10 protein-coding genes are annotated in these 12504 nt (G+C 63.1%); 4 read left to right on the top strand and 6 right to left on the bottom strand.

Translation table 11 applies throughout. From position 1 onward, the window contains the following. A partial coding sequence (locus tag EOB49_RS30115; protein ID WP_127383125.1) for a phosphotransferase family protein occupies positions 1 to 596 on the top strand: 596 nt, incomplete at its 5' end. Positions 597 to 603: 7 nt separating this feature from the next. On the opposite strand, the gene EOB49_RS30110 is transcribed toward EOB49_RS30115, so the two are convergent. The 3 genes from EOB49_RS30110 to EOB49_RS30100 all read right to left on the bottom strand — a co-directional run bounded on the left by EOB49_RS30110 (position 604) and on the right by EOB49_RS30100 (position 3352). Beyond that, on the bottom strand, positions 604 to 1527 hold the full coding sequence (locus tag EOB49_RS30110; protein WP_127383124.1) for a DMT family transporter: 924 nt from the start codon (positions 1525 to 1527) through the stop codon (positions 604 to 606). A 115-nt stretch (positions 1528 to 1642) separates the two neighbouring features. Continuing rightward, entirely contained in the window at positions 1643 to 1975 is a 333-nt protein-coding gene (locus tag EOB49_RS30105) for a hypothetical protein (RefSeq protein ID WP_127383123.1), read from the bottom strand. An 87-nt stretch (positions 1976 to 2062) separates the two neighbouring features. Then, on the bottom strand, positions 2063 to 3352 hold the full coding sequence (locus EOB49_RS30100) for an amidohydrolase family protein (RefSeq protein WP_127383122.1): 1290 nt from the start codon (positions 3350 to 3352) through the stop codon (positions 2063 to 2065). Positions 3353 to 3521: 169 nt separating this feature from the next. Between EOB49_RS30100 and EOB49_RS30095 the strand changes: the two genes are divergently transcribed. Beyond that, positions 3522 to 5276 (top strand): ABC transporter ATP-binding protein, encoded by a 1755-nt coding sequence (locus tag EOB49_RS30095; protein ID WP_127383121.1) that lies wholly within the window; start codon positions 3522 to 3524, stop codon positions 5274 to 5276. A gap of 33 nt (positions 5277 to 5309) precedes the next feature. Here the strand turns inward: EOB49_RS30095 and ilvD are convergent, their stop codons facing one another. Then, positions 5310 to 7154, bottom strand: a complete 1845-nt coding sequence (gene ilvD, locus EOB49_RS30090) for a dihydroxy-acid dehydratase (protein WP_127383120.1) — start codon at positions 7152 to 7154, stop codon at positions 5310 to 5312. Between the two features lie 250 nt (positions 7155 to 7404). Between ilvD and EOB49_RS30085 the strand changes: the two genes are divergently transcribed. Beyond that, entirely contained in the window at positions 7405 to 7875 is a 471-nt protein-coding gene (locus tag EOB49_RS30085) for a VOC family protein (RefSeq protein ID WP_127383119.1), read from the top strand. A 76-nt stretch (positions 7876 to 7951) separates the two neighbouring features. Here EOB49_RS30085 and EOB49_RS30080 read toward each other — a convergent pair whose 3' ends face one another. Beyond that, positions 7952 to 9544, bottom strand: coding sequence for a peptide chain release factor 3 (locus EOB49_RS30080; protein ID WP_127383118.1), 1593 nt, complete (start codon positions 9542 to 9544; stop codon positions 7952 to 7954). Positions 9545 to 9780: 236 nt separating this feature from the next. On the opposite strand from EOB49_RS30080, the gene EOB49_RS30075 reads away from it, so the two are divergent. Further along, entirely contained in the window at positions 9781 to 10854 is a 1074-nt protein-coding gene (locus EOB49_RS30075) for an FAD-binding oxidoreductase (RefSeq protein ID WP_127383117.1), read from the top strand. Here the strand turns inward: EOB49_RS30075 and EOB49_RS30070 are convergent. Next, positions 10848 to 12221, bottom strand: a complete 1374-nt coding sequence (locus EOB49_RS30070) for an amidase (protein WP_127383116.1) — start codon at positions 12219 to 12221, stop codon at positions 10848 to 10850. The genes EOB49_RS30075 and EOB49_RS30070 overlap by 7 nt on opposite strands. Between the last annotated feature and the right edge of the window lie 283 nt (positions 12222 to 12504).

Raw genomic sequence — 12504 nt, 5'->3', positions numbered from 1 at the left:
CGGGCAGTCCGGCACGCGCCGGCGAAGCCTTTCGCAAGCTGCACGATTCAGGCGCGGTGTTTCCCTTCCGCTTCGAATTGTTCGCGATGATCGACGATTACCTCAAGGTGCTGTCCACCAAGGAGGTCGCCCTGCCCGCCGGTTATCATGACGTGGTGCGAGACGCCGAGAGCGTCCGCTCGGCGCTGGCCGCCCATCCGCTGCCGATCGTCGCCTGCCACTGCGATCCGCTGTGCGAGAACTTTCTCGATACTGGCGAGCGGATGTGGATCGTCGACTGGGAATATTCGGGCATGAACGATCCGCTCTGGGACCTGGGCGACCTCAGCGTGGAGGGCAAGTTCGACGCCGCCCAGGACGAAGAGATGATACGCGCTTATTTCGGCGGCGAGGCAAGGCCGGCGGAGCGCGGCCGCATCGTCATCTACAAGTCAATGTGCGACCTGTTGTGGACCTTGTGGGGGCTGATCCAGCTCGCCAACAACAACCCGGTCGATGATTTTCGCGCTTATGCCGATGGCCGTTTCGCTCGCTGCAAGGCGCTGATGGAGACGCCGGAGTTTTCGCGGCATCTGGCAGCAATACACCGGGGCTGAGCCTGGACTAACTCACGCCCTTCGGCACGTTTTCGGGCGGCACAGTGGTTTCGACCACTTTCTGGCGATGGAAGATGAACAGGCCGGCGAGAACAACGATGGCCGAGCCGATCAGGATGCGCGGACCGGGAACGTCGCCGAAGAACACCAGGCCGAACACTACCGCCCACAGCAGCAGTGTGTAGTGCAGCGGCGCCAATGTCGAAGCCGGCGCCAGCTTGAGCGCCCTGGTGATCATCAGGTGGGCGCCGCAGGAGACGATACCGAGCAGCAGCATGGCGCCGAGATCGAGTGCCGACGGCGTCTGCCAGGCGCCGATGGTCAGCACACCGCCGACCAGCAGCGTGCCGATGGTCTGCCATGTCACCAGATTGGTGTCGCTGGTGCCACGCAGGCGGCGGTTGAGGATGATGGCGAAGGCGAAGGAGATGCTGCCTACCAGCGCAAAACCCGATGACAGCGAGAACGCCGCCGAGGACGGTTTCAGCATGATCAAAACGCCGCAGAAGCCGAGCAGGATCGCCATCCAGCGGCGCCAGCCGACCTTTTCGCCAAGCAAGAGGTGCGAGAGTGCCGCAACGTAGATCGGCCCGGCCATGTAGAAACTCATCACATCGGCAAGCGGCAGATAGACCACGGCGGCATAGAAGAGCGCGGTGTCGAGCGTGGTCATCACCACCCGCAGCAGCTGCAGCTCCAGACGTTCCATGCGAAACAGCTTGGCCGGGCCCTGATTGACGATCATCGGGCCGAGCACGAAGAAGGCGCCGATAGAGCGGATCAGCACCACCTGGCCGACGGAGAAGCTGGCCACCAGCCACTTGCCCATGGCGTCGTTCAGCGCAAACAGGAAGTCGCCGGCCAGCATCAGCAGAATGCCGGCCAGAAGCACATTCCTGATCGTCGAACTCTGCGCCACGGGCTGCGTCATGCCGATCCCGATTCCTCCCTAGTTAGCCGCGTCGTAGACGGAAGCGGCGGCTTTGACGAGGAGAAAACCGGAAATCGGCAAGGCCAGCCTCGGGAATCGGCTGGGTCTGCGCGATTCAGTTCCCTTTTGGCTGCGGCCTGAGAATAATGGGCCGATAGATCACCGGCCTGTCCCAGGGGTCGAAAGCCGGGGTGCGTCTGAGCTCCGCACGCCGCTCCAGATCGATGCGCTGCAGACACTCGGCAAAGGCGTCATTCTTCTTGACGAAGCCGTAGGACCGGCATTTCGCTTCGTCAGCGGTGCGGCGATCCTCTGCCGTTACCGTCGTGCAGCCGGCGCAAAGCGCCGTCAGCGCTTCGTCGGCGGCGCGGCGATCCTCTGCCGTTACCGTCGTGCAGCCGGTGCAAGGCACCGTCAACGCCACCGCCATCACAGTCTTGCGCCACATGGAATCCTCCTCGAATAAAAGTGGAGCCTTAATGTAGACTTATTTCCCGACGGGCGAAGCTTTGAGCTTTGATGCAGATGCGGCGTCCTATTGGGCCTGATGCGAATGGTGCCGTCGGTTCACAAGTACCGGCCTTCCGTCGATGGACAGCCTGGTTTCCTGCTTCGTCCGCTCCGCCACCACCTTGCCCCTGGCGATGACGCACAGGCGCTCGGCGCGCAAGCGCAGCGCTTCCACCGGATTGCCGGCATCGAGGACGACCAGGCTGGCGCGCTTGCCGACCGCCAGGCCGAGATGATCGAGGCCCATGATCGCGGCATTGACGTTGGTGACCATGTCGAAGCAGCGCGCCATCTCGGCCGGGCTCGACATCTGAGCGACGTGCAGGCCCATGAAGGCGACATCGAGCATGTCGGCGGTGCCCAGCGAATACCAGGGATCGAGCACGCAATCCTGGCCCCAGCCGACGCGAATGCCGAGCGCCAGCATTTCCTTGACCCGAGTCAGCCCCCGGCGCTTCGGGAAGGTGTCTTGGCGGCCCTGCAGCATGATGTTGATCAGCGGATTGGGAATGACCGAGACGTCGGCCTCGGCGATCAGCGGCAGCAGCTTCGAGACATAGTAATTGTCCATCGAATGCATCGAGGTGAGATGCGAGCCGGCGGCCTTGCCGTGCAAACCAAGGCGCTGCGTCTCATACGCAAGCTGTTCGATGTGACGCGACAGCGGATCATCGGTCTCGTCGCAATGCAGGTCGACCATCAGGCCGCGTCTGGCCGCGATCTCGCACAGCTCCGTTACCGAGCGCGTGCCGTCGGCCATGGTGCGCTCGAAATGCGGGATGCCGCCGACGATGTCGACGCCCATGTCGAGCGCGCGAATGGTGTTTTCACGCGCCGATGGAGCACGATAAAACCCGTCCTGCGGGAAGGCGACCAGTTGCAGGTCGATATAGGGGGCGACCGTTTTCTTGACCTCGAGCAGCGCCTCGACCGCCAGCAGCCTGTCATCGCAGACATCGACATGGGTACGGATTGCGAGCAGGCCCATCGACACCGCCCAGTCGCAATAGGCCAATGCGCGATCACGCACCGCCTCATGCGTCAAAAGCGGCTTCAACTCGCCCCATAGCGAAATGCCTTCGAGCAGCGTACCCGACGCGTTGATGCGCGGAATGCCGTAGGAGAGCGTCGCGTCCATGTGGAAATGCGGATCGACGAAGGGTGGCGAGACCAGATTGCCGCGGGCGTCGACCTCGGTCCGCGCAGGACCCTGCAGGGTGGGCTCGATCGCCGCGATCGTCTCACTGCTGATGCCTATGTCGGCAACCCTGCCATCAGGCAGTGTGCCGCCGCGAACGATAAGGTCGAAAGCCATCTGTCGTCATCCCGTCAAAAGAATCATCTGATAGTGCCGAGGCTGAAAATCGCATCCCGTCGATGCCGCTTGCAACAGCGGTTTGTCCGCGGCGGCCGCGGATGGTTCCATCCGGCCGCAACTCCCTCTATAAGCCGCCTTCGTTGTCCCGGTTTCAAGGATCCGCCGTTTGTTTCGTTTCTTCCGCTCGACGGAAAACCAGCGCCTCGTTGCGAGGTTGATCCGGGAATCCTTTTATCAGCACAGGTTTGGCTACGGCGCCGCCATCTTGTCGATGCTTGTGGTGGCCGCCACGACCGGCGCCAGCGCCTGGATTCTCAAAGAGATCACCGACGAATTCGTGGTCTTCAAGCGGATTGACCGCGTCAACCTGATTGCGGCGGGGGTCGCCACGATCTTCATTCTCAAGGGTCTCGCCAACTTCATCCAGGCTTATTTCATGAGCCGGGTCGGCAACGCCATCATCGCCGATCGCCAGCGCAAGATCTACGACCGAATCCTGGCGCAAGGCATCGAATTCTACCATTCGACCTCGTCGTCCGACCTGATCACACGCATGACCAACAATGCGCAGGCGGCGCGCAACGTGCTCGACCTCGTTGTCACGTCCTATGTGCGCGATCTGTTGTCGCTGGTTGTCCTGGTAGGAGTCATGGTCTGGCAGCAGCCAGCCTTGTCTATAATCTGCTTCGTCGTCGGCCCCTTGGCTATCTACGGGGTCAACCGCATCCTCAAACGTGTTCGCAAGTTCGCCGCGATGGAGTTTCGCTCGGTCGGCCAGATCGTGCAGGTGATGCAGGAAACGGCAATCGGCGTGCGCGTCGTCAAATCCTTCAACCTCGAAGGCGCAATGCGCAACCGCATGTACAAGGCCGTGTCGGACGTCGAGAACCGGGCCAATAACATCGCGACGCTGGAGGCTGCGACAAGCCCGGTGATGGAGACGCTGGCCGGGCTGGCAATTGCCGGGGCCATCTTCGTCAGCGGCTTCCTGGTCTTGCAGGGCGGCCAGATGCCTGGAAACATCATGGCCTTCATCGGAGCGCTCCTGTTTGCCTATGAGCCGGCAAAGCGCCTTGCGCGCGTGCGCATATCGCTGGAAAGCGGTATTGTCGGCGTGCGCATGATGTTCGAGCTCGCCGACCAGCCGCTGACCCTGGTGGAGAAGCCCGGCGCGAAGCCGCTTCTGGCCGGACCGGGCGAGATCCGGTTCGACGCCGTCGACTTCGCTTATCAAAACGGGCCGCCGGTGCTGGACAGATTCGATCTGACGCTTGCGCCCGGCAAGATGACGGCGCTGGTCGGGCCTTCCGGCGGCGGCAAGTCGACGATTCTAAACCTGATCATGCGCATGTACGACCCGAAGAGCGGCAGGGTGCTGCTCGACGGCCAGGATATTTCCCATGCGACGCTCGCATCGCTGCGGGAAAAGATCGCCTATGTCAGCCAGGATACATTCCTGTTTGCCGGCACCATCATGCACAACATCCGGCTTGGGCGCGAGGGTGCGACCGACGAAGAGGTGATCGACGCCGCCAAGGCGGCCAACGCCCATGACTTCATCAGCGCACAGGCGAAAGGCTACGAGACGGATGTGGGGGAGAATGGCGGCCTGCTATCGGGCGGCCAACGCCAACGGATCTCGATCGCACGCGCCATGCTGCGCAATGCCGAGATCCTGCTGCTGGACGAAGCGACCAGCGCGCTTGATGCCGAATCGGAAGCGCTGTTCCGCGACGCGCTGCAGCAATTGACGGAAGGCCGCACGACGATCGTCATCGCGCACCGTCTATCGACGGTGCACCAGGCAGACACGATCGTGGTGCTCGAAGCCGGCAAGGTGGTGGAAAGCGGCCCGCACAAGACCTTGCTCAAGCAGGGTGGGCTCTACCAGAAGCTTTATGAGTATCAGTTGATGCCGTGATGGTGTTCCGGATGAGGGGCCTGGGCGCGAACCTTATTCCGGCACAAACCTCACCGCGCCCTTGGCCGCGCTGGTCGTCATGGCGGCATAGGCGCGCAAGGCGGTCGTCACCTTGCGCTTGCGCTTTTCCTCGGGCTTCCAGGCCAAGGCGCCCCTGGCCTCCATCGCCGCCCGGCGGGCAGCGAGTTCCTTGTCATCGACAGCAAGGCGGATGCTGCGGTTCGGGATGTCAATCTCGATCGTATCGCCCTCCTGCACGAGCCCGATCAGCCCGCCTTCGGCGGCTTCCGGCGATGCATGGCCGATCGACAGGCCCGACGTGCCTCCGGAGAAGCGGCCGTCGGTGACCAGAGCGCAGGCCTTGCCGAGCCCTTTCGACTTCAGATAGCTGGTTGGATAAAGCATTTCCTGCATGCCTGGGCCGCCGCGCGGCCCTTCATAGCGGATGACGACCACATCGCCGGCCTTGATCTCGTTGGACAGGATCGCCTTGACGCTGGAATCCTGGCTTTCGAAGACGCGGGCCGGGCCGGTGAACTTCAGGATCGATTCATCGACGCCGGCGGTCTTCACGATACAGCCGTCGAGAGCCAGATTGCCTTTCAGCACGGCGAGGCCGCCATCCCTAGAAAAGGGATGTTCGGTCGAGCGGATGACGCCTTTCTCGCGGTCGAGATCGAGTTCGTCCCAGCGGCGGTCCTGGCTGAAAGCGACCTGTGTCGGCACGCCACCAGGGGCGGCGAGGAAGAAATCACGCACGCTCTGGCTGGTCGTGCGGGAAATATCCCAATGGTCGAGCGCTTCGCCCAGCGTTCGCGTGTGCACCGTCGGCAGGTCGCGGTTGAGCAGGCCGGCATTGTCGAGCTGGCCGAGGATGGCCATGATACCGCCGGCGCGGTGCACGTCTTCCATGTGCACGTCGGACTTGGCCGGAGCAACCTTGCACAGCACCGGCACCTTGCGCGACAGCGCGTCGATGTCGTCCTGATCGAAATCGATCTCGCCTTCATGCGCGGCAGCCAGGATGTGCAGCACGGTGTTGGTCGAGCCGCCCATGGCGATGTCGAGCGTCATGGCGTTCTCGAAGGCGCCCTTCGAGGCGATGTTGCGCGGCAGAGCCGTCTCGTCATCCTGTTCGTAGTAACGCTGGGCGAGATCGATGATCAGGTGGCCGGCCTCGACGAACAGCCGTTTGCGGTCGGCATGCGTCGCCAATGTCGAGCCGTTGCCGGGCAGCGACAGGCCAAGCGCCTCGGTCAGGCAGTTCATCGAATTGGCAGTGAACATGCCCGAGCAGGAGCCGCAGGTCGGGCAGGCCGAGCGCTCGATGACCTTGACGTCCTCGTCGGAGACCCTGTCGTCGGCGGCCGCCACCATGGCATCGACCAGGTCGAGAGCCTGCGTCTTGCCGGCGAGCACCACCTTGCCGGCTTCCATCGGACCGCCGGAAACGAAGACGGTCGGGATGTTGAGGCGCAACGATGCCATCAGCATGCCGGGCGTGATCTTGTCGCAATTGGAGATGCAGACCATGGCGTCGGCACAGTGAGCATTGACCATGTATTCGACGGAATCGGCGATCAGCTCGCGCGACGGCAGCGAATAGAGCATGCCGTCATGGCCCATGGCGATGCCGTCGTCGACGGCGATGGTGTTGAATTCCTTGGCGACGCCGCCGGCCTTCTCGATCTCGCGCGCGACCAACTGGCCGAGATCCTTCAGATGGACATGGCCCGGCACGAACTGGGTGAAGGAGTTGACCACCGCGATGATCGGCTTGCCGAAATCCGAGTCCTTCATGCCGGTGGCACGCCAGAGGCCGCGAGCGCCGGCCATGTTGCGGCCATGGGTGGTGGTGCGGGAGCGATAGGCAGGCATGTTTTTTCCTTGGTGGCTGGCCACAGCGAGGCATGGCGCGGCGGAGCTGAATTCGGACCGCAGGCGTTATAGACGCGCAAGCCCGGTCTGGCCACAATTTTGCAATGCGCCAGATTCTCTCAAAAAAATGCGTGGCACTGTCGGATGGCGCACTGCATGCCCGTCCTTGGGCAGACGACATGGAAATGGCACCGCGTTCGGAGTCAGCCGTTTCGCCGTAACGCAACCAAAACAACCCGAGGAGCACGACATGCAAAAGATCACCACCTGCCTGTGGTTCGACGGCCAGGCCGAAGAGGCCATGAATTTCTACGTCTCCATCTTCAAGAATTCGAAGGTGCTGAGCGTAATGCGCTGGCCCGAAGGCCACGCCGATGAAGGCAAGGTGCTGGTGACCACGTTCGAACTCGACGGGGTGCAATTCCAGGCGCTCAACGGCGGACCGCAGTTCAAGCACACCGAGGCGATGTCGCAGTCGATCGACTGCAAGACGCAGGAAGAGGTGGATTACTTCTGGGACAAGCTCATCGAAGGTGGCGGCCAACCGTCGCAATGCAGCTGGCTGAAGGATAAATTCGGCGTCTCCTGGCAGGTTGTGCCGGAGCAGCTGCCGCGCCTGCTGCTGGATTCGGACCGGGCCAAGGCCGGCCGCGTGATGTCGGCGATGATGCAGATGAGCAAGATCGACATCGCCAGGATCGAGGAAGCGGCGAGAGAATAGTCGAGGGTCGGCGCTGCCCCTCATCCGCCCTTCGGGCACCTTCTCCCCGTGAACGGGGAGAAGGGAAAACTGGCGCCTACGCCGCCTTGTCGCGGACCTGATAGTCCTTGATCGTGGCAAACTTGATCGCCTTCCAGCGTTCCGCTTCGTAGTTCAGCGAGAAAGCGTGCTGGGCGAGGAACACCGGATCATTGTCGAGGTCGCGGGCGATGTCACCGCGATGCGCCTCGATGAAGCGAAGCGTCTCGGCTTTGTCGTCGGCCGATATCCAGCGGCACACTGAAAACCGCGACATCTCGAATTCGACCGGCAGCGTGTATTCGAAGTTCAGCCGTTCCTTCAGCACGTCGAGCTGCAGCGCGCCGACGACGCCGACGATGGCCGGCGAGCCATCCTCCGGCGAAAACAGCTGCACGACGCCCTCCTCTGCCATCTGGTGCAGCGCTTCCTTGAGTTTTTTCGCCTTCATCGCGTCGCCGAGGCGCACACGACGCAGGATTTCCGGGGCGAAATTCGGAACGCCGCGGAACAGTATCTCCTCGCCTTCGGTCAGCGTGTCGCCGATGCGCAGCGTGCCATGGTTGGGGATGCCGACGACATCACCGGCAAAAGCCTCGTCAGCGGTAACGCGGGTCCGGGCAAAGAAGAACTGCGGCGCCGACAACGACATCGGTTTTCCCGTGCGCACCAGCTTGGCCTTCATGCCGCGCTCGAGCTTACCCGAACAGACGCGGACGAAGGCAATGCGGTCGCGGTGATTGGGATCCATGTTGGCCTGGATCTTGAAGACGAAGGACGTCATCTTCTCTTCGGTCGCCTCGACCTTGCGGGTGTCGGCCTCCTGCGCGCGCGGCGGCGGTCCAAAAGCGCCGAGTGCCTCGATCAGGTCGCGCACGCCATAATTGCGCAGCGCCGAACCGAAATAGACCGGCGTCAGATGGCCCTCGCGGAAGGCCTCAATATCAAGGGGTCTGCACGCTTCTCGCGCGAGCTCCAGTTCCTCGATGAAGGCTTCGCGCTCGTTTTCCGGCAGCAAGCCGGCGACGCGATTGGAATCGGGACCGTTGACCGGCGTGCGTTCTTTCTCCGCGTCGCCCCTGCGCACGGCATTCAGCGCCAGATGATAGGTGCCGGAAAAATTCTTGCCGCGGCCGATCGGCCAGGTGACGGGGGCAGTATCCAGCGCCAGCTTCTGTTCGATCTCGTCCAAAATCTCGAACGGATCGCGGCTTTCGCGGTCCATCTTGTTGATGAAGGTGATGATCGGGATATCGCGCAGGCGGCAGACTTCGAAAAGCTTCAGCGTGCGCGGCTCGATGCCCTTCGCGGCATCGATGACCATGACCGCCGAGTCGACCGCCGACAGCGTGCGGTAGGTGTCGTCGGCGAAATCCTCGTGGCCGGGCGTGTCGAGCAGGTTGAAGACATTGTCCTCATACTCGAAGGTCATCACCGAGGTGACGACCGAGATGCCGCGCTCGCGCTCGATCTTCATCCAGTCGGACCGCGTCTGGATCTTGTCCTTCTTGGCCTTGACCTCGCCGGCGAGCTGGATGGCGCCGCCGAACAGCAGCAGCTTTTCGGTGAGCGTCGTCTTGCCGGCGTCCGGGTGCGCGATGATCGCGAAGGTGCGGCGGCGCGCCACTTCTTCTTCTATTGCTTCGGGCATTCTCTGGGATTTCCGTGTGACAGGCCGGGCTTCTAGCAGCGCAGTGCCGGCCTGTCGACCGGTCCGGCGGCTCGGGCGCTGCTGATCGCCGCCTCACCGTCAGAGCATACAGCTCAGTCGTGCTGTGGCTCCGGCCAGTGCATTGCCGCATATTTTACGCTGCGCGATGTTGGCAAGCGGCTGCCGGGATGGCACTGGATGAACATCCCTCCGGATGACGAGGCAGAGGAGCAAGCATGACTGCGGCGAAACAAGTAATCGTCATCGGCGCCGGCATCATCGGTGCCTCCACCGCCTGGCATCTGAGCAGAGCGGGTGCGCAAGTGACGGTGATTGCCGACAGTGCTGCCGGTGGGGTGGCGACGCCAAATTCGTTCGCCTGGATCAACGCCAGCTGGGGCAATCCGGAGCCCTATTTCCGGCTGCGCACCCGCGCCATGGCCGAATGGTCGCGGCTGGCGCAGGACCTGCCCGACCTGCCGCTGAGCTGGTGCGGCGGCCTGTGCTGGGACTTACCGGCGGCCGACATGGAAACCTACGCCACGGAACATTCCGCCTGGGGCTATGGCATCAGCCAAGTCGACCGCGCCGGTGCAGCGCGCATCGAACCCAATCTCACCGAGCTTCCGGATTTTGCCCTGCATGTTGCCGAAGAAGGTGTCGCAGAGCCCGTGGCCGCCGTCCGTGCCCTATTGGCAGACGCGAAGCGACATGGCGCGAAGACCATCTCCAGCACGGTGACGGCCCTGGTCCAGACCGGCGGCAGGATCACCGGTGTCGACACATCGCATGGCCTGATTGCATCGGACGAGGTGGTGGTCGCGGCCGGCGTTGGCTCGCCGGAGACCGCCGCGACCGCCGGGATCAACCTGCCGATCGAAACGCCGCCCGGCCTGATCGTCCATTCGCGACCGCACGAAAAGCTGCTCAACGGGCTGGTGCTGGCCGAGCGGCTGCACATGCGCCAGACGGCGGAAGGCCGCATCATCGCCGGCTCGGATTTCGGCGGCGCCGATCCGGGCATGGATGCCGAAGCCACCGCCCACGCCCTGTTTGCGGCCATGAAGGCCATGCTGCGCGACAGCGATGGGTTGGAACTCGATTTCCACACGGTCGGCTACCGGCCGACGCCGATCGACGGCTTTCCGATCATTGGCCACGCCGAGGGCTTGGACGGTGTCTATGTCGCCGTCATGCATTCCGGCATCACGTTGGCGCCGGCCATCGGCCTGTTCGCCGCTCGGGAAATCCTCGACGGCGAGCGCGACCCCTTACTTGCCCCTTATGGATTGTCGCGTTTCGCTCAATAGGCGGGCGGACGCCGAAAGCCGCCGGTCAGTGGTTCGATTGCCCTGGCGATGCCGAGCAGCTGTGACTCCGACCAGCGTTTGCCGACCAGTTGCAAGCCGATCGGCAAGCCCTCGCTGCCCTGTCCGCATGGGATGGAAAGCGCCGGATGGCCGCTGTAGTTGAAGACAGCGCCATAGGCCGGCAGCATCCAGTAGCTCTGCTCCTTGCCGTCGACCGTGATCGGCGTGCCCGGCTCGCAATGCGGGAAGGCGGAAGTCATGGCGACCGGGCAGAGCAGCGCGTCATGGTTTTCGAAAAACCAGTCCCAGGCGAGAATGGACCTGTCGCGGCGGGCGAGTGCCTCGAACCAATGCGAGACCGGTGTCGGGTTCTCCGGCGACTCCGGCTGGGCGGCCTCCAGCATCATGCCGATCAGCGCGCCGCCCTGCTCCAGATCGTGGTGCAGATCGAGTTTCGGCAGTTTTGCCTCCTCAACGAGGGCACCGGCCGATTGCAGCTGCCTTGCGAGGTTTTCGACCGCGGCGCTGATGTCGCCGGCCACCGGAAAGCCGGGAAAGGACGGCGCGAAGGCGATGCGCAATGTCCTAGGGTCGAGCTTCGGCATATCCTGGACCGGCACCGGAGCAAGATCGGTGTCGCTTCCATCCGGGCCGGCGATGATTTGATAAATCAGCGCCAAATCTTGCACGCTGCGCGCCAACGGCCCGAGGCAGGACATCAGCCGCACGCTGCGCGCGGCACCGCCGGGATCGGGGAAGGCACCGGCCAGCGAGACACGATGCTCCGTCGGCTTCAAGCCATAAACACCGCAAAAGGCGGCCGGCAGCCGGATCGAATCCTGCATGTCTGTGCCCACGTCGAACGGCGTCATCCCCAAGCAAATTGCCGCTGCCGCGCCTCCGCTGGAGCCTCCCGCCGTGCGCTGGAGATTCCATGGATTGTTGGTGCGGCCGAACAGCGGGTTGTTCGATTGCCAGTCCGAAAGCATGGCCGCGACATTGGTCTTGGCCATCAGCACGCCGCCGGCCGCTTTCAGTCTGATGACGACCGGGCTGTCCTGCTTGGCGACATGGTCGGCAAAGGGCGGGAAGCCGACCGTGGTCCTTATGCCTGACGTTTCGTGCATGTCTTTCAGCGTGAACGGCACGCCATGAAGAGGTCCGGGTGCGGCGCCGCGCGCCTGGGCAGCGTCCGCCTTCTTGGCACGCTCGCGGGCGCCTTCCCTGTCGAGCGAGATGACGGCATTCACCGCATGGTTGTGCGCATCGATTTGCGCCAGATGCGCGTCGAGGGCTTCGACGGCGGAGATTTTGCGCTTTGCGATGGCTGCGGCCAGTTCGACGGTTGAGGAGAAGGCGATGTCCATGAGGAATGCTCCGGCTTGGCCGCGCGTGCCTGACCAAATGGCGGATAGCGGCGCGATTTCAAGCGGAGTTGAGCATTCGGTATTCGCTAGTGCTTGATCGAAGTTGTGCTGCCGATGTCGGCACTCTACGGCGCCCCCCTCTGGCCTGCCGGCCATCTCCCCCTCAAGTGGGGAGATTGGATAGCGTCACGGCTTTCGCCAATCTTCAACGTTGCAAGAACGCGCGGTCGGCGAAGCTGCCAATCTCCCCACTTGAGGGGGAGATGTCCGGCAGGACAGAGGG

The sequence above is a fragment of the Mesorhizobium sp. M7A.F.Ca.MR.148.00.0.0 genome (assembly GCF_003997735.1).
In the GTDB taxonomy this organism is placed as follows: domain Bacteria; phylum Pseudomonadota; class Alphaproteobacteria; order Rhizobiales; family Rhizobiaceae; genus Mesorhizobium.
This window is presented reverse-complemented; position numbering and strand designations above follow the sequence as displayed.

Excerpts from the sequence above, each read along its gene's own strand:
- ilvD (WP_127383120.1), bottom strand. The coding sequence starts at position 7,154 with ATGCCTGCCTATCGCTCCCGCACCACCACCCATGGCCGCAACATGGCC.
- EOB49_RS30100 (WP_127383122.1), bottom strand. The coding sequence starts at position 3,352 with ATGGCTTTCGACCTTATCGTTCGCGGCGGCACACTGCCTGATGGCAGG.
- EOB49_RS30070 (WP_127383116.1), bottom strand. The coding sequence starts at position 12,221 with ATGGACATCGCCTTCTCCTCAACCGTCGAACTGGCCGCAGCCATCGCA.
- EOB49_RS30080 (WP_127383118.1), bottom strand. The coding sequence starts at position 9,544 with ATGCCCGAAGCAATAGAAGAAGAAGTGGCGCGCCGCCGCACCTTCGCG.
- EOB49_RS30110 (WP_127383124.1), bottom strand. The coding sequence starts at position 1,527 with ATGACGCAGCCCGTGGCGCAGAGTTCGACGATCAGGAATGTGCTTCTG.
- EOB49_RS30075 (WP_127383117.1), top strand. The coding sequence starts at position 9,781 with ATGACTGCGGCGAAACAAGTAATCGTCATCGGCGCCGGCATCATCGGT.
- EOB49_RS30085 (WP_127383119.1), top strand. The coding sequence starts at position 7,405 with ATGCAAAAGATCACCACCTGCCTGTGGTTCGACGGCCAGGCCGAAGAG.
- EOB49_RS30105 (WP_127383123.1), bottom strand. The coding sequence starts at position 1,975 with ATGTGGCGCAAGACTGTGATGGCGGTGGCGTTGACGGTGCCTTGCACC.